This window comes from Streptomyces sp. NBC_00086 (assembly GCF_026343255.1).
Classification (GTDB): Bacteria; Actinomycetota; Actinomycetes; order Streptomycetales; family Streptomycetaceae; genus Streptomyces.
Genome location: NZ_JAPELZ010000001.1, coordinates 5,539,120 through 5,562,987 on the forward strand (window position 1 = coordinate 5,539,120; position 23,868 = coordinate 5,562,987).

General features: G+C 71.2%; 17 protein-coding genes. 15 read left to right on the forward strand and 2 right to left on the reverse strand.

Translation table 11 applies throughout. The features are described 5' to 3' along the window. Window positions 1–66 precede the first annotated feature (66 nt). Window positions 67–2,688, forward strand: coding sequence for a valine--tRNA ligase (locus OG276_RS24925; protein ID WP_266908920.1), 2,622 nt, complete (start codon window positions 67–69; stop codon window positions 2,686–2,688). An 88-nt stretch (window positions 2,689–2,776) separates the two neighbouring features. Here OG276_RS24925 and OG276_RS24930 read toward each other — a convergent pair whose 3' ends face one another. Then, window positions 2,777–3,358, reverse strand: coding sequence for a vitamin K epoxide reductase family protein (locus tag OG276_RS24930; RefSeq protein WP_266908922.1), 582 nt, complete (start codon window positions 3,356–3,358; stop codon window positions 2,777–2,779). 152 nt (window positions 3,359–3,510) lie between these two features. Here OG276_RS24930 and OG276_RS24935 point away from each other — a divergent pair, with 152 nt between their 5' ends. Further along, window positions 3,511–4,662, forward strand: coding sequence for a sensor histidine kinase (locus OG276_RS24935; protein WP_266908924.1), 1,152 nt, complete (start codon window positions 3,511–3,513; stop codon window positions 4,660–4,662). 30 nt (window positions 4,663–4,692) lie between these two features. Here the strand turns inward: OG276_RS24935 and OG276_RS24940 are convergent, their stop codons facing one another. Beyond that, on the reverse strand, window positions 4,693–5,742 hold the full coding sequence (locus OG276_RS24940; RefSeq protein ID WP_266908926.1) for a rod shape-determining protein: 1,050 nt from the start codon (window positions 5,740–5,742) through the stop codon (window positions 4,693–4,695). Window positions 5,743–5,860: 118 nt separating this feature from the next. Between OG276_RS24940 and OG276_RS24945 the strand changes: the two genes are divergently transcribed. From OG276_RS24945 to OG276_RS25005, 13 genes are all read left to right on the forward strand, one after another. Then, window positions 5,861–7,375: a folylpolyglutamate synthase/dihydrofolate synthase family protein gene (locus OG276_RS24945; RefSeq protein ID WP_266908928.1), complete on the forward strand. Its 1,515-nt coding sequence runs from the start codon at window positions 5,861–5,863 to the stop codon at window positions 7,373–7,375. Window positions 7,376–7,378: 3 nt separating this feature from the next. Next, a complete protein-coding gene (locus OG276_RS24950) occupies window positions 7,379–7,738 on the forward strand; it encodes a DUF4233 domain-containing protein (RefSeq protein WP_266908930.1) in 360 nt (119 codons plus the stop codon). Between the two features lie 106 nt (window positions 7,739–7,844). After that, entirely contained in the window at window positions 7,845–8,255 is a 411-nt protein-coding gene (ndk, locus tag OG276_RS24955; protein WP_214950910.1) for a nucleoside-diphosphate kinase, read from the forward strand. A gap of 296 nt (window positions 8,256–8,551) precedes the next feature. Further along, on the forward strand, window positions 8,552–9,571 hold the full coding sequence (locus OG276_RS24960; protein ID WP_069923827.1) for a rod shape-determining protein: 1,020 nt from the start codon (window positions 8,552–8,554) through the stop codon (window positions 9,569–9,571). A gap of 164 nt (window positions 9,572–9,735) precedes the next feature. Beyond that, window positions 9,736–10,683 (forward strand): rod shape-determining protein MreC, encoded by a 948-nt coding sequence (mreC, locus tag OG276_RS24965; RefSeq protein WP_266908932.1) that lies wholly within the window; start codon window positions 9,736–9,738, stop codon window positions 10,681–10,683. A 12-nt stretch (window positions 10,684–10,695) separates the two neighbouring features. Further along, window positions 10,696–11,400, forward strand: coding sequence for a rod shape-determining protein MreD (gene mreD, locus OG276_RS24970; RefSeq protein ID WP_266908934.1), 705 nt, complete (start codon window positions 10,696–10,698; stop codon window positions 11,398–11,400). Between the two features lie 13 nt (window positions 11,401–11,413). Next, window positions 11,414–13,594 (forward strand): penicillin-binding protein 2, encoded by a 2,181-nt coding sequence (gene mrdA / locus OG276_RS24975; protein ID WP_266908935.1) that lies wholly within the window; start codon window positions 11,414–11,416, stop codon window positions 13,592–13,594. A gap of 15 nt (window positions 13,595–13,609) precedes the next feature. After that, entirely contained in the window at window positions 13,610–14,812 is a 1,203-nt protein-coding gene (gene rodA / locus OG276_RS24980) for a rod shape-determining protein RodA (protein ID WP_266908937.1), read from the forward strand. A 161-nt stretch (window positions 14,813–14,973) separates the two neighbouring features. After that, complete coding sequence (locus OG276_RS24985; protein WP_266908939.1) at window positions 14,974–16,497, forward strand: CYTH and CHAD domain-containing protein; 1,524 nt, start codon at window positions 14,974–14,976, stop codon at window positions 16,495–16,497. Between the two features lie 73 nt (window positions 16,498–16,570). Next, a complete protein-coding gene (locus tag OG276_RS24990) occupies window positions 16,571–18,496 on the forward strand; it encodes a TIGR03960 family B12-binding radical SAM protein (protein ID WP_266908941.1) in 1,926 nt (641 codons plus the stop codon). Window positions 18,497–18,686: 190 nt separating this feature from the next. Beyond that, on the forward strand, window positions 18,687–21,638 hold the full coding sequence (locus tag OG276_RS24995) for a hypothetical protein (RefSeq protein WP_266908942.1): 2,952 nt from the start codon (window positions 18,687–18,689) through the stop codon (window positions 21,636–21,638). Between the two features lie 113 nt (window positions 21,639–21,751). Then, window positions 21,752–22,843, forward strand: coding sequence for a hypothetical protein (locus tag OG276_RS25000; RefSeq protein WP_266908943.1), 1,092 nt, complete (start codon window positions 21,752–21,754; stop codon window positions 22,841–22,843). Window positions 22,844–22,969: 126 nt separating this feature from the next. Then, window positions 22,970–23,761, forward strand: a complete 792-nt coding sequence (locus tag OG276_RS25005) for a TIGR03936 family radical SAM-associated protein (RefSeq protein WP_266908944.1) — start codon at window positions 22,970–22,972, stop codon at window positions 23,759–23,761. Window positions 23,762–23,868 lie beyond the last annotated feature (107 nt).

Consider the following 23,868-nt stretch of genomic DNA (forward strand, 5'->3'; position numbering starts at 1 on the left):
TCAGGGCGCCGGGTCCTGGGAAAGCCGGTTTCATGACTGGACTGTTACCGCTCTAAACTGTGGCTCGTGACCGAGAACACGCAGACACCCAGCAGCCCCTACTCCGAACTGCCGACTTCGTACGCGCCGGCCGATGTAGAGGGGAAGCTCTACGAGCGCTGGGTAGAGCGTGGGTACTTCGAGGCGGACGAGAAGAGCGACAAGCCCCCCTTCGCCATCGTCATCCCGCCGCCGAACGTCACCGGAAGCCTCCACCTGGGGCACGCCTTCGAGCACACGCTGATCGACGCCATCACCCGCCGCAAGCGCATGCAGGGCTACGAGACCCTGTGGCAGCCCGGCATGGACCACGCCGGCATCGCCACCCAGAACGTCGTCGAGCGCGAGCTCGCCAAGGAGGGCAAGTCCCGCCACGACCTGGGCCGCGAGGCCTTCGTCGAGCGCGTCTGGCAGTGGAAGGGCGAGTCCGGCGGCCAGATCTCCGGCCAGATGCGCCGCCTCGGCGACGGCGTCGACTGGTCGCGCGAGCGCTTCACCATGGACGAGGGCCTGTCCGAGGCCGTCCAGACCATCTTCAAGAAGCTCTACGACGACGAGCTGATCTACCGCGCCGAGCGCATCATCAACTGGTGCCCCCGCTGCCTCACCGCGATCTCCGACATCGAGGTCGAGTACCAGGACGACGAGGGCGAGCTCGTCTCCATCCGCTACGGCGAGGGCGACGCCTCCATCGTCGTGGCCACCACCCGCGCCGAAACGATGCTGGGTGACACGGCCGTTGCCGTCCACCCCGACGACGAGCGCTACAAGCACCTCGTCGGCACCGAGATCGAGCTGCCGCTCACCGGCCGCCGCATCCCGGTCGTCGCCGACGAGCACGTCGACCCCGAGTTCGGCACCGGCGCCGTCAAGGTGACCCCGGCGCACGACCCCAACGACTTCGAGATCGGCCAGCGCCACGGCCTGCCCAACCTCGCCGTCATGGACGAGCACGCCGTCATCACCGTCCACGGCCCGTTCCTGGGCCTGGACCGGCTGGAGGCCCGTTCCGCCATCGTCGCCGCGCTGCGCGCCGAGGGCCGGATCGTCGCCGAGAAGCGCCCGTACACGCACTCCGTCGGCCACTGCTCGCGCTGCAAGACCACCATCGAGCCCCGCCTCTCGCTCCAGTGGTGGGTCAAGGTCGGCCCGCTCGCCAAGGCCGCCGGTGACGCGGTCCGCGACGGCCAGGTCAAGATCCACCCGCAGGAGATGGAGAAGCGCTACTTCGACTGGGTCGACAACCTCCACGACTGGTGCATCTCGCGCCAGCTGTGGTGGGGCCACCGCATCCCCGTCTGGTACGGCCCGAACGGCGAGATCGTCTGCGTCGGCCCCGACGAGCAGCCGCCGAGCGGCGAGGGCTGGACCCAGGACACCGACGTCCTGGACACCTGGTTCTCCTCGGGCCTGTGGCCGTTCTCCACGCTCGGCTGGCCGCAGCAGACCGACAGCCTGGCGAAGTTCTACCCGAACGCCGTCCTGGTCACCGGCTACGACATCCTCTTCTTCTGGGTCGCCCGGATGATGATGTTCGGCCTGTACGCGATGGACGGCACCCCGCCGTTCCACACCATCGCCCTGCACGGCATGGTCCGCGACGAGCGCGGCAAGAAGATGTCGAAGTCCTTCGGCAACGCGGTCAACCCGCTCGACTGGATGGACAAGTACGGCTCCGACGCGGTCCGCTTCACCCTGGCGCGCGGCGCCAACCCGGGTGTCGACGTCCCGATCGGCGAGGACTGGGTCCAGGCCTCCAGCAAGTTCGCCAACAAGATCTGGAACGCCACCCGCTTCGCGATGATGAACGGCGCCACGATCGAGGGCGACCTGCCGTCGGTCGAGGAGATGTCGGCGACCGACCGCTGGATCCTGTCCCGGCTGAACGAGACCGTCGCGCAGGCCGACGCCTTCTACGAGGACTACCAGTTCTCGAAGCTCAGCGAGGCGCTCTACCACTTCGCGTGGGACGAGGTCTTCGACTGGTACGTCGAGCTGTCGAAGACGACCTTCTTCGCGGGCGGCGAGCCGGCCAAGGCCTCCGCCCGGGTCCTCGGCGAGGTCCTCGACGTCATGCTGCGCCTGCTGCACCCGGTGGTCCCCTTCGTCACCGAGACCCTGTGGACCACGCTGACCGGCGGCGAGTCCCTGGTGATCGCCGAATGGCCCAAGGACAGTGGCTTCCGCGACGCGGCCGCCGATGCCGAAATCGACGGCGTCCAGAGCCTGGTCCGCGAGGTCCGCCGGTTCCGCAAGGAGCAGGGCCTCGACGACAAGCAGAAGGTCCCGGCCCGCCTGGACCTCTCCGCCACGGCGCTGGCCGCCCACGAGGCCGCCATCCGCCAGGTGCTGCGCCTCCAGCCGGAGGGCGACGACTTCAGCGCCACCGCCACCCTGCCGGTCGGCGGAGCCACGGTCGCGCTCGACCTGTCGGGCACCATCGACATCCCGGCGGAGCGCAAGCGGCTGAGCAAGGACCTGGCCGCCGCCGAGAAGGAGAAGCAGCAGGCCGAGGCGAAGCTCGGGAACGAGGCGTTCATCGCCAAGGCCCCCGACAACGTCGTGGACAAGATCAAGGGCCGGCTGACCAAGGCGGAGGACGACATCGTCCGTCTCCAGGCCCAGCTGGCGGCGCTGCCCGAGGGCTGAGCACGCCTGTAGGACACAAGCGAAGGCCCCCACGCCGTCGGTCGACGTGGGGGCCTTCGCCGTATCTGTTCCCCGCGGGGGCCCGGCGTCACAGCAGCCGGGTGCCGAACTTCGTCAGGATGAGCACCGCGACCACGCCGTACGCGGCCAGCGGCACCACCCAGTGGGGGAGCGCCCGCAGCCGGGAGCCGGCCGGGGCCAGGTGCCGGGTGACGTACCAGAACAGCGGGATCATCACCGCCCAGACGACCATGCACCACGGGCACAGGGCGCCGATCACGTACAGGCACTGGCTGATCAGCCACACCGTGAAGGCGAACCCGGCCGCGATCCCGGCCCACAGTCCGAGCCACAGCCGGCGGGGGAGCACCGCCCCGGCGACCAGGGCCGTACCCAGCCCGGCCAGGACCGCGAAGCCGGCGAGGCCGAGCAGCATGTTGGGGAAGCCGAGCAGGTTGCCCTGCCAGGTGGTCATCACGTCGCCGCAGCTCAGCACCGCGTTGACGTTGCAGCCCGGGGTGAAGAGCGGGTCCTCCAGGGTGCGGATGCGGTCGTAGGTGAGGACGCCCGAGGCCAGGGTGCCGATGAGGCCGCCGATCAGCAGGAGCAGGGCGGTGCCCCGGGGGGTGGCTGTTCCCTGATGGGCGGTCGTTCCCTGGTGGGTGGTCATTCTCCCGACGCTACGAGCCCGCGAGCGGCCCCTGGTAGAGCGCAAGGCCTCCGGGCCGGGGGACCTCCGGCCTGTCCGAAGTGCCCTAAATCACGCGTTCTCGGGTCCTGGTGGCCCGGATCCGGGCGCGCCGACCACGGATGATGGAGGGCATGCACGTCAAGCCCGCCCTCTCGGCGCCCCACCGGCTGCTGGCCTTCGGCCGCCGGCTCGCGCAGGGCTGGGCCGGTTCGCCGCGCGCGATGGACCTGCTCGCGGCCCTCAGCTGCCTGGGCCTGATGGCGCTCGACCTGCCGGGCCTGGCGGCCGCCGACAACTCCCTGAGCGGGCCCTCCGCAGCGGTCGTGCTGGCGCTCGGCTGCTCCACCCTGCTGGTGCGGCGCCGGCTGCCCTGGGTCTCGTACCTCGCCGCGCTGCTCTTCATCGGCTGGCTGCACGAGCTGACCCTGATCCAGTTCGCGCTGTACTCGGTGGGCCGCTTCCGCGGGCGCCGGGCCGGCGTCCTCGCCACCCTCGGCTACCTCGCCTTCGCGGTGTGCCTCTTCTGCTGCGTGCCGGGCTGGCCGATGGCCCGGGCCGAGACCCTCAGCTCCTTCCTCAGCCTCGTCGTGCCCATCGGGGTCCTCGCCTCGGCCGTGGGCATCGCCGCCTACCGCCACGACCTCGTGCGCGAGCTCGACACCCGGCGCGCGGAGTCCGCCGTCCTGCAGGCCGTCCAGCAGGAGCGGACCTCCGTCGCCCGCGACGTCCACGATTTCGTCGGGCGCGAGCTGACCCTGCTGACGGTCCGCTCCGAGGTGTTGTCGATGCGCTCGCGCGAGACGGCGTACGCGAAGGACTTCGAGGAGCTCGCCGACACCGCCCGGCGGGCGCACCTGGTGCTCAACGAGATCATCGTGCAGCGCGGGGAGCGGGCGGCCACCCCGGGCGTGGAAGGGCTGGCGGCGCTCGCGGAGGAGAGCGGGCGCGCGGGTTCGCCCGTACGGCTCGCCCTGGATCCGGACGTGCACGGGCTGTCGCCGCTGCGCCAGGCGGCGGTCTACCGGGTGGTGCAGGAATGCCTCACCAACGCAGCCAAGCACGCGCGCGGCGAGACCATCGAGGTGTCCATCGCGGCGGACGGGCCGCAGCTGCGGATCGCCGTCCGCAACGGGCTGGCGCGGCGCAACCCGACCAGGGCCCCCGTCTCGGCGGGCTCGGGCACGGCGAGCATGTCCGAGCGCGTGCGCAGCCTGGGCGGCACCCTGACGGCCACGCGGACGCAGGACGCGTACGAGGTCCTCGCGACCCTTCCGAAGGGCTGAGCCTTCCGGGATGCCGGCCCCTTCCGGGGGTCAGGCCCTCGCCGGCGCCAGCAGGCTGCTGAGCGCGTCCATGTCCTCCACGCAGCGGCCCGATCCCAGCGCCACGCAGTCCAGCGGGTCGTCCGCGACGAAGACCGGGATCCCCGTCGAGGAGGCCATCCGCAGGTCCAGGCCGGGGAGCAGCGCGCCGCCGCCGGTCAGGACGATGCCGTGCTCCATGACGTCGCCGGACAGTTCGGGCGGGCATTCCTCCAGGGTGGTGCGGACCGCCGCGATGATCGCCTCCACCGGTTCGTCCAGGGCGGCGCGCACGTCACGCGCGTCGAGTGCGAGCGTCTGCGGCATGCCGCCGACCTTCTCGCGGCCCCGCACCGTGAAGGTCGCGCTCTCCAGCTCCGGCCGGTCCGGCACCGGCCATGCCGAACCGATGGCGATCTTGAGGTCCTCGGCCGTGCGGTCGCCGATGAGCAGCGAGTGCTCCTTGCGGACCCAGTCGGTGATCGCCGCGTCCATCCGGTCGCCCGCGACCCGCAGGGACCGCGAGGTGACGATGCCGCCCAGCGAGATGACCGCGACCTCGGAGGTGCCGCCGCCGATGTCGACGACCATCGAGCCGCGCGGCTCGGACACCGGGAGCCCGGCGCCGATCGCCGCGGCCATGGGTTCCTCGATCAGGTGCACGGTCTTGGCGCCGGCCCGTGCGGAGGCGTGGATGATGGCCCGCCGCTCCACCGGGGTGACCCCGGACGGTACGCAGATCACCATGCGGGTGCGCACCCGGCGGCCGGGGACGGCCTTGCGGACGAAGTGCCGGATCATCTCCTCGGCGGCCTCGTAGTCGCAGATCACGCCGTCCTTGAGGGGGCGGATCGCGGTGATGGAACCGGGAGTGCGGCCGATGGTCTCCTTGGCCTCGGTACCCACGGCCAGTGCGGTGGTGGTGCCCGCCTTGACGGCCACCACGGACGGCTCATTGAGGACGATGCCGTGCCCCCGTGCGTAGACGAGGGTGTTGGCGGTTCCCAGGTCTATCCCTATGTCGCGGCTGGAACCTGTCTTGTTCGTGCTGGCCTGCGGCATTTGCTCCCCAATCTCCTGCCCGCAAGGCTTGCATAACGATCAGGTCGCACCCGCAGGAGAAGGTCCCGATACGACCGGGCCGAAAGTCCCCCCGGCCCTCGTCCGTAGACTGGGTCCCGTGAGTGAGCAGCAGCCCGAGAGCCACGATGACAGCTTCGACGCCTTCGACCAGATCGTGGCGGAAGAGTCCGACCGCGACCCCGACCTGGCGGTGATCGAGGCGGGCAGCCGCACCCTGCGGACGCAGGCCGGTCCGCCCCAGGGCGACCCCGTGCCCGAAGAGCCCGCCGACCCCGAGGTGGCCAAGGCGCTGCGGGAGGTGGAGCAGGAGCTGGCCGGCCGCTGGGGCGAGACCAAGCTGGAGCCGTCCGTCACGCGCATCGCCTCGCTGATGGACGTCCTGGGCGAGCCGCAGCGCGCGTACCCCTCCATCCACGTCACCGGCACCAACGGCAAGACGAGCACCGCCCGCATGATCGAGGCGCTGCTGAACGCCTTCGAGCTGCGCACCGGCCGCTACACCAGCCCGCACGTGTCCTCGGTCACCGAGCGGATCAGCCTGGACGGGGCGCCGATCACCGCCGAGCGGTTCGTCGAGACCTACCACGACATCAAGCCCTACGTGGAGATGGTGGACGCGGCCGAGGAGTTCCGGCTGTCGTTCTTCGAGGTCCTCACCGGCATGGCCTACGCGGCCTTCGCGGACGCGCCCGTGGACGCGGCCGTGATCGAGGTGGGCATGGGCGGCACCTGGGACGCCACCAACGTCATCGACGGCGCGGTCGCGGTGGTCACCCCGATCAGCCTGGACCACACGGACCGGCTCGGCTCCACCACCGGTGAGATCGCGCAGGAGAAGGGCGGCGTCATCAAGCAGGGCGCCACCGTGATCCTGGCGCAGCAGCCGGTGGACGCGGCTCAGGTGCTGCTGAAGAAGGCCGTGGAGGTCGACGCGACCGTGGCCCGTGCGGGCATGGAGTTCGGCGTCGTCACCCGCGAGGTCGCGGTGGGCGGGCAGCAGCTGACGCTGCGCGGGCTGGGCGGCGAGTACGACGGCATCTTCCTGCCGCTGCACGGCGCCCACATGGCGCACAACGCGGCGGTGGCGCTGGCCGCGGTCGAGGCCTTCTTCGGGATCGGCGCGGACCACGCGCGGGTGCTGGACGCGGAGACCGTGCGCAAGGCCTTCGCCTCGGTGACCTCGCCCGGCCGCATGGAGGTCGTGCGGCGCAGCCCGACGGTGGTCCTGGACGCGGCGCACAACCCGGCCGGGGCGCGGGTCACGGCGGAGGCGGTGACCGAGGCCTTCGGCTTCAGCCGGCTGGTCGGGGTCGTGGGCGCGAGCGAGGGCAAGGATGCGCGCGGGGTCTTCGAGGCCTTCGAGCCGATCTTCGCGGAGGTCGTGATCACGGAGAACACCAGCCACCGGGCGATGCCCGCCGACGATCTCGCGGCCATCGCGGTCGAGGTCTTCGGCGCCGACCGGGTGCAGGTGGAGCCGCGGCTGGACGACGCCCTGGAGGCGGCGATCACCCTGGCGGAGGAAGAGGCGGAGTACGGAGGGGCCGGGGTCCTGGTGACCGGGTCCGTGATCACGGTGGGCGAGGCCCGCCTGCTGCTGAAGAGGGGCTGAGGGATGCGCACGCTGTGTGCTTCGACGCTGATCGCCGAGTTCTTCGTGATCGGCTTCGCCGGGCTGGTCGCGATGAAGGGCGATCTGAGCCAGGCCACGGTCTGGACCGTCTGCGGGATCGCGATGCTGGTGTCGGTGCTGCTGTGCGGGATGCTCTCGCGCCCCGGGGCCGTCCAGATCGGCTGGGCCCTGCAGATCGGGCTCGTGCTGAGCGGCTTCGTCGTCCCGATGATGTTCATCCTGGGCGTGGTGTTCGCGGGCCTGTGGTGGTGCTCGATCCACTACGGCCGCCGCATCGACGAGATCAAGGCCCGCTGGGCCGCCCAGGCGGAGGCCCAGGCCGCCGCCCCCACCGAGGCGTAGCCCGCCGGGGAGCCGCAGCGCGGCCCCGGGAAGGCCCCGCACGGCGGGGGCCCGGGCACCTGTAGCCTCGTCGGACCGCACCCGTATGCCGCAAGGAGTTACCCATATGACCCAGCGCACGCTCGTCCTCCTCAAGCCCGACGCCGTCCGTCGCGGCCTGATCGGCGAGATCGTCGGCCGCATCGAGCGGAAGGCCGGCTGGACCATTCCCGCGCTGGAGCTGCGCACGCTGGACCAGGAGACCCTGGAAGCGCACTACGGCGAGCACAAGGGCAAGGTCTTCTACGAGCCCCTCATGGGCTTCATGGCCAGCGGCCCGGTCGTGGCCCTGGTCGTCGAAGGGGAGCGCGTGATCGAGGGTGTCCGCCAGTTGGCCGGACCCACTGACCCGATTGCCGCCGCGCCCGGCTCCATCCGGGGTGACTTCGGTACCGTCACCCGGGAGAACCTGATCCACGCCTCGGACTCCGAGGAGTCCGCGGAGCGGGAGCTGAAGCTGTTCTTCCCGGCGCTGTGATCACTCTTTTCTGACGCAACATCAGCCGAATAGCGCTCATGACCTGGGGCGACCGAAGTAATTTCGGTCGCCCTCCGGTATTACCGGGCATATTCGGGAACGCATGGACAGGACACGACGTCACCACTAAGGGGGCGGGTATCCGTTCCGGCGGGCTTGCCGGAGTCCCGTCGCGCGGTGGCCGTACTTGCGGCACTACGATGGGGCCTCCACCCACACACCCACCTCGCCGACCTGACAGCAGCCGCTATCAACTGGAAGGCCAGACGCTCCTCATGGGGAACAAGGGGAACAACATGTCGTTCATCGGCCGTGACATGGCGATCGACCTCGGGACCGCCAACACGCTGGTGTACGTGAGGGGCCGGGGAATCGTCCTGAACGAGCCGTCCGTGGTCGCCATCAACACGAACACCGGTGGCATCCTGGCGGTCGGCTCCGAAGCCAAGAAGATGATCGGGCGCACGCCCGGCAACATCGTCGCCGTGCGGCCCCTCAAGGACGGCGTCATCGCCGACTTCGAGATCACCGAGCGGATGCTCCGGTACTTCATCCTCAAGATCCACAAGCGCCGTTACCTGGCCCGCCCGCGCGTCGTGGTCTGCGTACCCTCCGGCATCACGGGAGTGGAGCGCCGCGCCGTCATCGAGGCGTCCACGCAGGCCGGCGCCCGCCAGGTGCACATCATCGAAGAGCCGATGGCCGCCGCCATCGGAGCGGGCCTGCCCGTCCACGAGGCCACCGGCAACATGGTCGTGGACATCGGCGGCGGCACCACCGAGGTGGCCGTCATCTCCCTCGGCGGAATCGTCACGGCACAGTCCATCCGGGTGGCCGGCGACGAGCTCGACAACGCGATCATCCAGCACATCAAGAAGGAGTACTCGCTCCTCCTCGGTGAGCGGACCGCCGAGCAGATCAAGATCACCATCGGGTCGGCCTACGACCTCGACAAGGACGAGCACACCGAGATCCGCGGCCGCGACCTGGTCTCGGGTCTGCCCAAGACCGTCGTGATCTCGGCCGCCGAGGTCCGCAAGGCGATCGAGGAGCCCGTCAACGCCATCGTCGACGCCGTCAAGACCACCCTCGACAAGTGCCCGCCGGAGCTCTCCGGCGACATCATGGACCGCGGCATCGTCCTGACCGGAGGCGGCGCCCTGCTCCGCGGCCTCGACGAGCGGCTGCGCCGCGAGACGGGCATGCCGATCCACATCGCCGAGGACCCGCTCGACTCCGTCGCGCTCGGATCCGGCAAGTGCGTGGAGGAGTTCGAGGCGCTCCAGCAGGTGCTGGACGCCCAGCCGCGGCGCTGATCCGGCCCGCCGCACGGCGGTGGAACACAAATGATCCGCCGTACGGGTGCTACCGGGCCCGTGCGGCGGATCGTTGATATACAGGCAAGGTCCGGTGCGAGCCCCGGCTCCACCGGAGCGGCTTCGCCGCACGGCTATCTACGAGGAAGGCACGGCCGCCGCACGTGAGGGACACACGAGAAAGCCGGCTGCTCCTGGTGCTTCTGATCGCCATCGCGTTCGCTTTGATCACGGTGGACATCAGGACGGGTGAGGAGTCTCCGGTCGACGGTGCCCGACAGGCCGCCGCAGCGGTCTTCGGACCGGTCGAAAAGGGCGTGGCGAAAGGGGTCGACCCGGTCGCCAACGCCATAGGGGCCGTACGGGACTCCGGCGAGCGGCACAACCGCATCGCGACGCTGGAGCGCGAGAACGCGGCGCTGAAGGCCAAGCTGGGCAGCGACGACCAGACCCGCAGCCGGATCCGCGAGCTCGACGAGATGCTCAAGCGGGCGGGCGCGGGCCAGTACGGCATCAAGGGCGCCGAGGTCATCGCCATAGGAGCGGCCCAGGGCTTCTCCTGGACCGTGACCATCGACGCGGGCAGCAAGGACGGCATCGAGCGCGACATGACCGTCCTCAACGGGGACGGACTCGTCGGCCGCGTCGCCACCGTCGGCCCCGACACCGCCACCGTGGTCCTCGCCAACGACCCCGACTTCACCGTCGGCACCCGCCTGGAGAAGACCGGCGAACTCGGCTTCGCCACCGGTCAGGGCGACCGGGAGCTCTCCGTGCAGATGCTCAACGGCAAGGCCAAGATCAACACCGGCGACCGGCTCGTCACCTTCGGCTCGCGCGGCAACAAGCCCTTCGTGCCCGGCGTCCCGATCGGCGAGGTGATGAAGGTCGACCCCGCGCGCGGCGACCTGACCCGGACCGTCTGGGTCCGTCCCTTCGTCGGCTTCTCCCGCCTGGACATCGTCGGCGTCGTGGTCATGCCCCCGCGCCAGGACCCGCGCGACGCGGTCCTGCCGCCCAAGCCCGAAGCGCCCAAGCCCACCCCGACGGTCACCGTCACGGTCACCCCGTCGCCCGGCGCGTCCGCGTCCGGCAAGCCGGCCGAGGACTAGGAGCCGATCATCATGCGTTTCAACCGGATCCTGCTCTCGGGCACGCTCGTCGTGGTCGCCCTGGTCGTCCAGGTCTCCATCCTGGGCCGCCTCCAACTCCCCGGAGCCGTCCCCGACCTGGTCCTGCTCACCGTCGTCGCCCTCGCGCTCGTGTACGGGTGCGTCAGCGGCGCCCTCATCGGCTTCGCGGCGGGCCTCCTCACCGACCTGGCCCCGCCCGCCGACCACGCCGCCGGCCGCTACGCGCTCGTGCTGTGCGTCATCGGCTACGTCGCCGGCCTGGTCCGCCCCGACACCGGGCGGTTCCGCTCCGCCTGGGGCCCGATGCTCACCGTCGTCGGTGCCGCCTTCGTCTCCACCCTGCTCTACGCGGGCGTCGGCGCCCTGGTCGGCGACACCGCCGCCCGTCACGTGGGGCTGAGCGGACTCGTGTTCACCGCGGTCCTCTACGACCTTCTGCTCGCCCCCTTCACCGTGCCGTTCATCATGGCCCTGGCCCGCCGCGCGGAGAACGACCCGATGGCCGTCGAGGCCAACGGCGGCCCGCCCGCGGGCAAGGACATCGCCTCCGGCTGGCTGGCCGGCGGCACCGGGCTGCGGATCGGCAGCCAGCGCGGCGGCCTGCGGATGAAGACGGCCCGCAGCCGTGCCAACCGGGCCGGCCGGATAAAGGGCGTCAAGGGAATCAAGGGTGTGAAGAGCGTCAAGAAGCTGTGAGGGAGGAGTCCTTGTGACCAACATTCCGGAGACCGGCCGTACCTCCCGGGTGCAGATCCGGCTCGTGATCATCCAGGTTCTCGTCTGCTCGATGTTCCTCACCCTCGGCGGCCGGCTCTGGTACCTCCAGATCCGCAACGGCGCCGAGTACTACCACGAGGCCAAGAGCAACCACGTCCAGCGGGTCGTCCAGCCCGCCGTGCGCGGGACGATCCTCGACGCCCGGGGCGTCGCCCTCGCCGACAACGAGACCCGCCTGGTCGTCTCCACCAGCCGCACGGCGCTGATGAAGATGAAGGACCGCGGCCATGACGTCATGACCCGCCTCGCCGGGGTCCTGGACATGACCCCCAAGGCGGTCATGGAGAAGGTCCGCCTCTGCGACTCCCAGACCCCCGCGCCCTGCTGGAACGGCTCCCCGTACCAGCCGATCCCGATCACCCTCGACGCCACCACGCAGCAGGCGCTGCAGCTGCGCGAGCGCCCCGAGGAGTTCCCCGGCATCACCGCCGAGCCCGTCGCGGTCCGCCGCTACCCGGCCCCCGGCGGGGCCCGTACCGCCCAGGTGCTCGGCTACCTCTCGCCGGTCACCGACGAGGAGATCCAGAAGGCCAAGGACACCGACTCGCCGCACCTGCGCTCCGACCAGGTTGGCCGATCCGGGATCGAGCGCACGTACGACAAGTACCTGCGCGGCAAGGCGATGGTCACCTCCTACGAGGTCGACAACCTCGGCCGGGTCATGCACCAGACCGAGTCCGACCCGGGCGTGCCCGGATCCACCCTCGTCACCAGCATCGACGCCCGGGTCCAGTCCGTGGCCGAGTACGAGCTCCAGCTGGCGATGAAGACGGTCCGCCAGGAGACCGACAAGATCACCGGCCGCAAGTACGAGGGCGACTCGGGCGCCGTCGTCGTCATGGAGACCAAGACCGGCCGGGTCGTCGCGATGGCCTCCCAGCCCGACTACGACCCCAACGCCTGGGTCGGCGGCATCGCCGCCAAGGACTACGCGCGCCTCACCAGCGAGGGCTCCAACTACCCGCTGCTCAACCGGGCCATCCAGGGCCAGGCCCCCGCCGGCTCCATCTTCAAGGTGGTGTCGGCGAGCGCGGCCGTCCGGGCCGGGTACGCCTTCGACGACAAGTACAACTGCAGCGCCTCCTACAGCATGGGCAACCGGAGCTTCGCGAACTTCGAGTCCAAGGGGCACGGCCCCATCACGCTCGGCGAGGCCCTCAAGTTCTCCTGCAACACCGTCTTCTACGCCCTCGGCCACAAGGAATGGCAGCGCGACGGCGGCCTCAAGCCCAAGAAGGACGCCCACGACTGGTTCTACCGGACCGCCCGCGAGTTCGGCCTCGGCTCCGAGACCGGGATCGACCTGCCGAACGAGGTCACCGGCCGCATCCCCGACCGGGGGTGGAAGAAGGGCTTCTGGGCGGCCAACAAGGACTCCTGGTGCAAGCAGGGCAAGAAGGGCGGCACCTACGTCGAGCAGATCGCCTACGAGAGCTGCCTCGAAGGCAACCAGCTCAAGGCGTTCGACAGCATCAACTTCGCCATCGGCCAGGGCGACGTCCTCGTCACCCCCATCCAGATGGCCACCGCCTACTCGGCGATCAGCAACGGGGGCACCCTCTACGACCCCACGGTCGGCAAGGCCGTGATCAGCGCCGACGGCAAGCACGTCCAGATGATCAAGCCGAAGGCGCACGGCAGGCTGCCGATCGACGCCAAGACCGTCAAGGACCTCGACAAGGGCCTGCGCATGGTCGTCGAGCCCGGCGGCACCGCCGCCTGGCGCTTCGGCGGCTGGCCGCTGGACAAGATCCCGATGCGGGCCAAGACCGGCACCGCCCAGGTCTACGGCAAGCAGACCACCTCCTGGCTGGCGACCTACACCGACGACTTCACCATCGTCATGACCATCTCCCAGGGCGGCACCGGCTCCGGAGCCTCGGGCCCCGCCGTCCGCAACATCTACAACGCCATCTACGGCCTGGACATGGCGGGCAACCAGGACCTGAAGAAGGCGCTCCTCCTGGGACCCGAGAAGAAGCTGCCCAGGATCCGCCCCGACGGCGGCATCGATTCCCCCGAGATCCGGCCGTACGTACCCCCGTCCCCGGAAGAACTGGCGCCGCCCGCGCTTGCCGGCCCGCCCGCCCAGCGCCCCGCGCAGCACGACTGAGTACCGAGGACCGACATGCAGACCGCCAACAAATTCTCCGTGGCCCGGTACGCGCCGGAGCAGCGGGGAGCGATGGCCAAGCTCACCGCCCGCGACTCCGTGGTGCGCCGGCTCGACTGGCCGATACTCCTCTCGGCGCTCGCCCTCTCCCTCATCGGCGCCCTGCTGGTGTGGTCGGCGACCCGCAACCGGACCTCGCTGAACAACGGGGACCCGTACTACTTCCTCTTCCGGCACGCCATGAACACCGGCATCGGCCTCGTGCTGATGATCGGCACCATCTGGCTCGGGCACCGCACCCTGCGCGGCGCCGTACCGATCCTCTACGGGCTCTCCGTCGTCCTGATCCTCGCCGTACTCACCCCGCTCGGCGCCACCATCAACGGGGCCCACGCCTGGATCGTGGTCGGCGGCGGCTTCTCGCTCCAGCCCTCCGAGTTCGTCAAGATCACGATCATCCTGGTCATGGCGATGCTGCTGGCCACCCGGGTGGACGCGGGAGACCTCGCCCACCCCGACCACCGCACCGTCGTCAAGGCGCTCTGCCTGGCCGCCTTCCCCATGGGCATCATCATGCTGATGCCCGACCTCGGCTCCGTCATGGTCATGGTCGTCATCGTGCTCGGCGTCCTGCTGGCCTCCGGCGCCTCCAACCGCTGGGTGCTGGGCCTGCTCGGCTCGGGCGTCGGCGGGGCCATCCTGATCTGGCAGCTCGGCATCCTCGACGAGTACCAGATCAACCGCTTCGCGGCCTTCGCCAACCCCGAGCTCGACCCGGCCGGCGTCGGCTACAACACCAACCAGGCGCGCATCGCCATCGGCTCCGGCGGCCTGACCGGCTCCGGCCTCTTCAAGGGCTCGCAGACCACCGGCCAGTTCGTGCCGGAGCAGCAGACCGACTTCGTCTTCACGGTGGCGGGCGAGGAGCTGGGCTTCGTCGGAGCCGGGCTGATCCTGGTGCTGCTCGGGGTCATCCTGTGGCGCGCCTGCCTGATCGCCCGAGAGACGACCGAGCTGTACGGCACGATCGTGTGCGCCGGGATCATCGCCTGGTTCGCCTTCCAGTCCTTCGAGAACATCGGCATGACCCTCGGGATCATGCCCGTGGCCGGACTCCCGCTGCCCTTCGTGTCCTACGGAGGATCCTCGATGTTCGCCGTGTGGGTGGCCATCGGGCTGCTCCAGTCGATCAGGGTGCAGCGGCCCATGTCGGCTTGACCCGGCGCCGGGCCGGGGCGGGATCGGGCCGGCCCGGGTCGGGACGGGACGGGCTCGGGGGCGGGCTCAGGTCGGCTCGATCCCTCGGTTGGCGGGCTGTTTTTCCGCCGCACCAGCCGTTTTCCTTCCCGCCGCATTCCGTTCAGGACTACGTTCGATCCATGGCGGACACGAAGCGCGAGATCGAGCGCAAATTCGAGTTCAGGAGCACCAAGGCCGGACGGCGCGGGGTGCCCGACCTGACGGGCACGGCCGCCATCGCGGCCGTCACCGACCAGGGCACGGCCGAGCTCGACGCCACCTACTACGACACCCCCGATCAGCGGCTCGCCGCCGACGGGCTGACCCTGCGCCGCCGCACCGGCGGCAAGGACGCCGGCTGGCACCTCAAACTGCCCGTCGCCCCCGGCGTGCGCGACGAGATCACCGCCCCCCTCGGCGACACCGTGCCGGACGCGCTGACCGCGCTGCTGCGCTCCCGCGTCCGCGACACCCCGCTGGAACCGCAGGTCAGGCTGCTGTCCTCGCGCAAGCTCAGCCACCTCCTCGACGCCGACGGCGCCCTCCTCGCGGAGCTGTCCACCGACGCGGTGCGGGCCGAGCGCGCGGACGCCACCGCCGCCTGGACCGAGGTGGAGGTCGAGCTCGCCGACGGCGCCGACCCGGCGCTGCTCGACGCCGTGGAGACGGTCTTCCGCAAGGCCGGACTCCGGGTCAGCGACGCCCCCTCCAAGCTCGCCCGGGCGCTGACCGAGACCGGCGGGCAGCCCCCGGCCCGGACGGCTGCCGCCACCGGCCCCGCCGAGGACACGGTGGGCGCGCACGTGCTCGCGTACCTGCGCGAACAGCGCGACACCCTCATCGCCCAGGACCCCGCCGTACGCCGGGGCCTGCCCGACTCCGTCCACCAGATGCGGGTCGCCACCCGGCGGCTGCGCGGCGCCTTCAAGACCTACCGGCGGATCCTGGACCCCGCCGAGACCGGCCCGATCGGCGAGGAGCTGCGCTGGCTCGCCGCCGAGCTCGGCGTCGACCGCGACCAGGAAGTCCTGCTGGAGCGGATCCAGACCCGGCTCGACGAACTCCCGCGCACCCTCGTGCTGGGCCCGGTCCGCGGCCGCCTCAAGATCTGGAACGTCGCCCGCCGCGCCGGCTCGCGCCGCGCGGCGCTGGCCGCGCTCGACAGCCGGCGCCACGTCGCCCTGCTCAACGCCCTCGACGCCCTGCTGGCCGACCCGCCGCTGCTGAAGGCCGCCGCCCGGCCCGCCGCGTCGGCCCTGCCCGCGGCGGTCCTCGGGGACTACGAACGCCTCGCCGGCAGGATCGAGGGAGCCCTGTCCATGGACCCGGGCGAAGACCGCGACCTGGCCCTGCACGAGGCCCGCAAGGCCGCGAAGCGCACCCGGTACGCGGCCGAGGCGGCGGCCCCGGCCCTCGGCAAACCCGCACGCAAGCTGGCCAAGACGGTGAAGGCGGTCCAGAGCCTGCTCGGCGACCACCAGGACGGGGTCGTCGCCCGCGACGCCCTGCGCGGCCTCGCCGTCCAGGCGGCCGGCGCGGGGGAGTCCTCCTTCACCTGGGGCCTGCTCTACGGCCGTGAGGAGGCGCTGGCCGACCGCCGCGAGCGGGAGCTGCCGCAGGTGTGGGCGGCCACCGCGGGACCGGCTGCGGCGGTGCGCGGCTGATCGCGCGGGCGGTGGGGCTCCGGGCCCCGGGGTACGCTTGAGAGTCGCCCCCTGCCCGCTTCACGAAAGTCGCGTGATGACCGAGTCGGTCTTCCCTCAGCTTGAGGCCCTGCTTCCGCACGTCCAGAAGCCGATCCAGTACGTCGGCGGTGAGCTCAACTCCACGGTCAAGCCGTGGGAGAGCGCCGACGTCCGCTGGGCGCTGATGTACCCGGACGCGTACGAGGTCGGGCTCCCCAACCAGGGCGTCATGATCCTGTACGAGGTGCTCAACGAGCGCGAAGGCGTGCTCGCGGAGCGCACGTACAGCGTGTGGCCGGACCTCGAAGAGCTGATGCGCGAGCACAAGGTGCCGCAGTTCACCGTCGACTCCCACCGTCCGGTCGGGGCCTTCGACGTCTTCGGGCTCTCCTTCTCCACCGAGCTCGGCTACACGAACATGCTGACGGCGCTGGACCTCGCGGGCATCCCGCTGGAGGCGAAGAACCGTACGGTCGACCACCCCATCGTGCTCGCGGGCGGCCACGCGGCCTTCAACCCCGAGCCGATCGCGGAGTTCATCGACTGCGCGATCATCGGCGACGGCGAGCAGGCCGTCCTCGACATGACCGAGATCATCCGCGCGTGGAAGGCCGAGGGCCGCCCGGGCGGGCGCGAGGAGGTCCTCCTGCGCCTCGCGAAGACCGGCGGCGTCTACGTGCCGGGCTTCTACGACGTCGAGTACCTGCCGGACGGCCGCATCGGCCGCGTGGTCCCGAACCGCTCCGGCGTGCCGTGGCGCGTGTCCAAGCACACCGTCATGGACCTCGACGAGTGGCCCTACCCCAAGCAGCCCCTGGTCCCGCTCGCCGAGACCGTCCACGAGCGGATGTCCGTGGAGATCTTCCGCGGCTGCACCCGCGGCTGCCGTTTCTGCCAGGCCGGCATGATCACGCGCCCCGTGCGGGAGCGAAGCATCACCGGCATCGGCGAGATGGTGGAGCGCGGCCTGAAGGCCACGGGCTTCGAGGAGGTCGGCCTCCTCTCGCTCTCCTCGGCGGACCACACCGAGATCACGGACATCGCCAAGGGCCTGGCCGACCGCTACACGGACGAAAAGGTGGGCCTGTCCCTCCCGTCGACCCGCGTGGACGCCTTCAACATCGACCTGGCCAACGAGCTGACCCGCAACGGCCGCCGTTCCGGTCTGACCTTCGCCCCCGAGGGCGGCTCCGAGCGCATGCGCAAGGTCATCAACAAGATGGTCTCGGAAGAGGACCTGATCCGTACGGTCGCCACCGCGTACGGCAACGGCTGGCGCCAGGTGAAGCTCTACTTCATGGTCGGCCTGCCGACCGAGACCGACGAGGACGTGCTCCAGATCGGCGACATGGCGGTCAACGTCATCGCCAAGGGCCGCGAGGTCTCCGGCCAGAACGACATCCGCTGCACCGTCTCCATCGGCGGCTTCGTCCCCAAGCCGCACACCCCCTTCCAGTGGGCCCCGCAGCTGTCGGCCGAGGAGACGGACGCCCGCCTCGGCAAGCTCCGCGACAAGCTCCGCGGCGACAAGAAGTACGGCCGCTCCATCGGCTTCCGCTACCACGACGGCAAGCCCGGCATCGTCGAGGGCCTGCTGTCCCGCGGCGACCGCCGCATCGGCGACGTCATCCGCGCCGTCTACGAGTCGGGCGGCCGCTTCGACGGCTGGCGCGAGCACTTCTCGTACGACCGCTGGATGCAGGCCGCGGAGAAGACGCTGCCCGCGTACGGCGTGGACGTGGCCTGGTACACGACCCGCGAGCGCACCTACGAGGAGGTCCTGCCCTGGGACCACCTCGACTCCGGCCTGGACAAGGACTGGCTCTGGGAGGACTGGCAGGACGCCCTCGACGAAACCGAAGTCGAGGACTGCCGCTGGACCCCGTGCTTCGACTGCGGCGTGTGCCCGCAGCTCGACACCAGCATCCAGATCGGCCCGACGGGCAAGAAGCTGCTGCCGCTGTCGGTCGTGAAGTAGCGCGTCCGCACCCCGTCCCTACGACGACGGCCCGTCCGACCCACTGGGGTCGGGCGGGCCGTCGTCGTGCGGGGGGTGTGAGGTGGACCATAAAGATCGAACGGGCGTGCGCCGGTTTCGCTAGGATCCGCTGGCCCCATGCGTCTCAGTGATCGACACGAGGCGGGGGCCGATTCCTGGGGGGAATCCCGTGCCACACCTTTTCCGTGCCGTCCGCTGTCGGGGGAGAGACGGACGCCGCGGCGTCGTCGCGCTCGTCGCCCTGATCGTCGCCGTACTGGCCACGCTCGTCGGACCGGTCGGCGCCGCCACCGCGGCGGTGACGCCGAAGGACGGCCAGTCGGCCGCCGTATCGCCCGCCGCTTCGCCCGTGGCCGAGGGAGCCTCCGCGCTCACGGCCGCGCCCGCGCCGAAAGCGGCGCCCGCAAAGCCCGAGCCGAAGCGCCCGGAACCCGCTGCCGCGCGGGCCACCGCCGCGCGCGAGGTCAGCCGTACCGCGGGCGCCGACACCTGCTCCGGTGCCATCGCGCCGGACACGCTCTACACCTGCGCCGAACGCCCCGAGGGCGGCTCCCGGTTCACCTTCACGCTGACCTCGGCGACCGACCTGGTTCTCGTACAGGCCGTCTCCCTCAGCGGCGGGACCGAGTACCCCAAGCTGACCGCGCCCGACGGGTCCGCGGTCGCCTGCACCTCGGTGTACGGCACCGAGGCGCGCTGCCCGACCAACAAGGCCGGCGCCTACACCCTCGACGTCAACAGCTCCTCCACGGGCGGCTTCTCCGTCTCCTACAAGGCGCTGCTGTCCAGCACCACCTGCACCAACGTCGCCGCGTCCTCGGCCACCCTCGGGGCGCCGAGGGCCGTCGAGGCCACCCTGGCCGCCGGCTCCACCGGCGACTGCTTCCGCCTGCCCACGGCGTTCGCCGCGGGATCCGTCCTGCGCGCCCACCTGACCTCCTACGAGGTACTGGGCACGATCTACGACGCCACCGGCAAGCAGCTCTGCTCCACCCGTGACGAGGGCCTGGACTTCGACTGCAAGCTGACGGGCACCGCCCCGTTCACCCTGCTGGTCAACGAGGAATACGGACGGAGCGTGCCCTACGGGTTCACCGTCGCCCGCCTGTCCGGCGCCAGCGGCTGCCCGGTCGTCGACGCACAGGCCTACGGCACCGTCCCCGACGCCGGCTCCTCGGTGCCCTGCCGCATCCTGCGCGTGACGGCCGCGGGGCCCTACGTCTTCGGTCCGGTCGGGACCTCCTCGTGGACCTACGGGACGCTCCACCGGGTCAACGGCACGGAGGTCTGCACGTCGACCCCTCTCACGCCGTGCACCCTTGCCGCCGGCTACTACACGTGGGCGCGTGGCGCGGACAACCTCAAGGACGCGTACGGCATCTCGTTCTACGCGACCAACCAGACCGCCGGCTGCACGGATGCACGCGACGACGGCTTCGCATCCGGTCCCGCGCAGGGCACCTTCACCGGAGCGGGCCAGCAGCTGTGCCGGACGCTCCCGACGGCCACCGGCAAGGGGCTGTACTTCTACGACACCCCGCCAGCCGACGACGGCGCGAACGTGGACACGACGGTCTACGACGCCAAGGGCGTCCAGCAGTGCGTCGCCACGTCCGGCCTCTCCGTCTGCAAGCTGACCGGCACCGCCCCCTTCCGCGCGGTGCTGTCCGCCCCCACCACGGGCGCCTACCGGATGACCATCCACGGCACGGGCAACACGGCCGGCTGCGCCACCTGGGACAGCAGCCCCTTCGGTCCCTCGCCGGGCACCACGTTCGATCTCACCGCTGACAAGCAGGTCGCGTGCCTCGCGCTCGGGGCGGGCAAGCACTCGACCGCCGAGATGATCGACTACACGAACACCACCAACCGGGTCAACGCCTCGGTGCAGATCTACGACGGCGCCGGCAACCAGGTGTGCAGCACCGTCGGGGGTTCCACGACCCGCTGCGACCTCCAGGCCACCCCCGCCTATTCGGCGCTGCTCATCGGCACCGGCTACACCGACAGCTACCGGCTGGTCCGCCGGGACATCTCGCAGACCGCGAAGTGCCCCGCGCCCACCTCGCTGACCGTCGGCGGCGCGTCCACGGGCTACACCTTCAAGTCCGCCCTGGACAGCACCTGCCTGCAGTTCAAGACGGCCACCACCGACAAGCTCGTGATCTCGCAGCGGACCCCCACGGCGGCGTACCGCACCGGCGCCGTGCTCGTCGTGGTCGACGCCACCGGAAAGGCCCTCTGCCGGCAGTGGGGCAACGCCTGCCGGGTCACCGGCTCGACGGGATACCTCGTCTACGTGCTGGCCTCCGGCTACGACGGCAGCACCCCCATCGTGGCGCACATCGACACCTGGAAGGTCGCCACCGCGGCCGGCTGGGCTCCGGAGTGCACCTCGAAGCGCATCGGGGCGGAGAACTTCCCCGTGCGCAGCGGCACGCTGACCGAGGCCGCGGCCGGTTACTGCGCCGTCGCCACCGTGAAGCCGGGGCAGCGCTTCAACATCTACGGCGCGGACAACAGCGTGGCGTCCGGGACCAACCCCAACGTGGAGATGCTGAGCGCCACCGGCTTCACCGGTTCGGGCCTCGACCCGCTGGTCCAGTGCGGCAACAACAACGTGGGTGACTTCGACTTCTACTGCTCCACCTCGCAGAGCGCCCCGCAGGGCGAGTACCTCTTCCTGCTGAGCGCCTACACGGCGGCCACGCCGCTCAAGTACCAGATGCAGGGCGTCTGTGTCTTCGGGTGCGCCTCGCGCCCGAAGCAGGCCGACGCCACCTCGGTGACGCCGGCGACGAGCCCCGCCGGGACCACCACCAAGGTGGCCCTGCGCGGCACGAACCTGACCCTCGGTACCGACGTGGTCCTGAGGGCCGCCGACGGCAGCACGAGCCCGTACCGGATGGTCCGGGCGACGGCGGTCAACACCGCCGGGACCGTGCTCGTCGTGGAGCTCAGCACCTTCGGCCTCGAGCCCGGCACCTACGACCTGGTGCTGGACAGCCCCGGGTTCACCGCGGGCACCCGCTCGCCCGGGTACCTCCCCGGTGCCTACAAGGTGACGGCCGCCCCGCCGCCCGCGCAGACCCCGCCCGGCGGTCACCCGCTGGCGAACTGACCGGACGGCGACGGCCCGTACCACCCCGCACGGGGCGGTACGGGCCGTCGCCGTGTCCGGACCGTTGCGGTGTTCACCGCAACGCGGGGGGCTCCTGCGGAGTCCTTATCTGCATGGAACTGCAAGAGGCGCGCGCACCCGGGGGAGAAGGCTGCCTCGTCGGAGTCGTCCGGATCCCCGTGAAGGTCGTGGCGGTGCTGGTCGTGCTGCCCCTGCGGGTGCTCTGGGACCTGCTCGTCGCCGCGGCGCGGATGCTGAACCGGAGCGTCCTCGGGCCGCTGGGGCAGGCGTTGCGCTGGTTGTACGAACGGGCCGTGCTGCCGGTACTGCGGGGGACCGGGTGGCTGATCGGGGCCCTGTTCAAGCTCGTCTTCCACTGGCCCTGGGTGGGTCTCTGGCGCTACGTCATCTTCCCGGTGGGGCGGGCCGCGTACGTGTACCTGCTGCGGCCGACGGGCGTCGGGCTCTGGCGGTACCTGCTCGTCCCGGTCTGGCAGTACGGGCTGCTGCCCGCCGGCCGGGGCATCGCCTGGCTGCTCGTGGGCGCCGTCCGGTACCTGCTCGTGCTGCCCGGCGGCGCGCTGTACCGCTACGTCCTCGCCCCCGTCGGGCACGCGCTGCGGTGGCTGGCCCGGGGGTTCGCGGCCGGTGCGGCCTGGCTGGCCAAGGCCCTGTTCGTCTGGCCGTGGGTCGCACTGTGGCGGTATCTCGTACGGCCCGTGGTGGCCGGGGCCTGGCAGTACCTGCTCGCACCGGCCGGGCGAGGGGTCTGGGCGTACCTCCTCGTGCCGCTCTGGCAACTGCTCGTCGGGGCCTGGCACCTCGCGGGGCGGGTGAGCCGGGCGCTGGGGCGCGGGCTGCTGTGGGTGTGGCGGTGGGCCGTCGTGCGGCCCGCCGGGTGGCTGCGCCGGCGCGTGGTCACCCCCGTCGGGAACGCGCTGCGCGCCGGGTGGGCCGCAGGCCGCCGGGCCGCCCGGGCGGTGCACCGGCAGGCGATCGCTCCCGTCGGCCGTGCGGTCGGCGAGGTGTGGCGCGCCTCCCGCCTCGCGGTGCGCGAGGCGCGGGCCGACGTACGGCGGGCGCTGTTCGGGGGGCCGCCCCGGGAACCAGCGAGGTCACAGGCGCGTACTCTGGGTAGTAACAGAGCCGCAGGCGACACGCCCGCCACGCAGATCCCGACGAGCCCCCTGCACAAACAGGGGTGAGCCGGAGGGCAGGCGAGGCCGGCAGGCCCCACAGACCTCAGGGCGACGCGCGAGCCGCGGAGCCCCGCACAAGGAGATGAACCACTGGGCAAGCGACAGCCCGAAGGCCCGCCTCCCGCACCGGTAGTGCAGCGCATCCGCCTGCGCTACACCAAGCGCGGCCGCCTCCGGTTCACCAGCCACCGGGACTTCCAGCGCGCCTTCGAGCGGGCCCTGCGCCGCTCCGAGGTGCCCATGGCGTACTCGGCGGGCTTCACCCCGCACCCCCGCGTCTCGTACGCGAACGCCGCCCCGACCGGGACCGGCAGCGAGGCCGAGTACCTGGAGATCGCCCTCGCCGAGCCCCGCGACCCCGCGGTCCTGCGCGAGCTGCTCGACGAGTCGATGCCCGTCGGCCTCGACATCATCGACGCCGTCGAGGCGCACACCTCCGGCCTCGCCGACCGGCTGACGGCCTCCGTGTGGGAGCTGCGCCTGGAAGGCGTGGAGCCCGGGGACGCCGAGAAGGCCGTCGAGGCCTTCCTCGCCGCCGAGGCCGTGGAGGTCCAGCGCCGCACCAAGAACGGCATGCGGACCTTCGACACGCGGGGCGCCGTGGTCAGCCTGGAAGTGGTTCCCGTTACGGCCACCGCAGCGGCTGATAGGCCCCTGGACAATGCTTGTGCGATACTGCGGCTGGTTGTTCGGCATCTGACACCTGCCGTGCGACCCGACGACGTCCTGTCCGGTCTCCGAGCTGTGGCCGACCTAACGCCGCCGGTCCCCGCTGCGGTGACCAGGCTGGCGCAGGGGCTCTTCGACGAGGAGTCCGGCACGGTGACCGACCCGCTCGCGCCCGACCGCGAGGCTGTCACGACCGCCCCACCCACGGCGGCCGTAACCGCCGACGCGAAGGCGCCGGAAGGTCCCGCCGCGTAAGGATCGTCGTCGTCGCGCAGCCCTGGGACTCGGGAGCCACCTGGGTCGGGCCGCGCACAGACCTGAAGACTTGAAGACTTCCGCCAGGCCGTACGGACTTTCGCGTA

Excerpts from the sequence above, each read along its gene's own strand:
- OG276_RS24935 (WP_266908924.1), top strand. The coding sequence starts at position 3,511 with ATGCACGTCAAGCCCGCCCTCTCGGCGCCCCACCGGCTGCTGGCCTTC.
- ndk (WP_214950910.1), top strand. The coding sequence starts at position 7,845 with ATGACCCAGCGCACGCTCGTCCTCCTCAAGCCCGACGCCGTCCGTCGC.
- OG276_RS24930 (WP_266908922.1), bottom strand. The coding sequence starts at position 3,358 with ATGACCACCCACCAGGGAACGACCGCCCATCAGGGAACAGCCACCCCC.
- OG276_RS24960 (WP_069923827.1), top strand. The coding sequence starts at position 8,552 with ATGTCGTTCATCGGCCGTGACATGGCGATCGACCTCGGGACCGCCAAC.
- OG276_RS24940 (WP_266908926.1), bottom strand. The coding sequence starts at position 5,742 with ATGCCGCAGGCCAGCACGAACAAGACAGGTTCCAGCCGCGACATAGGG.
- OG276_RS25000 (WP_266908943.1), top strand. The coding sequence starts at position 21,752 with ATGGAACTGCAAGAGGCGCGCGCACCCGGGGGAGAAGGCTGCCTCGTC.
- rodA (WP_266908937.1), top strand. The coding sequence starts at position 13,610 with ATGCAGACCGCCAACAAATTCTCCGTGGCCCGGTACGCGCCGGAGCAG.
- mreD (WP_266908934.1), top strand. The coding sequence starts at position 10,696 with ATGCGTTTCAACCGGATCCTGCTCTCGGGCACGCTCGTCGTGGTCGCC.
- OG276_RS24985 (WP_266908939.1), top strand. The coding sequence starts at position 14,974 with ATGGCGGACACGAAGCGCGAGATCGAGCGCAAATTCGAGTTCAGGAGC.
- OG276_RS24950 (WP_266908930.1), top strand. The coding sequence starts at position 7,379 with ATGCGCACGCTGTGTGCTTCGACGCTGATCGCCGAGTTCTTCGTGATC.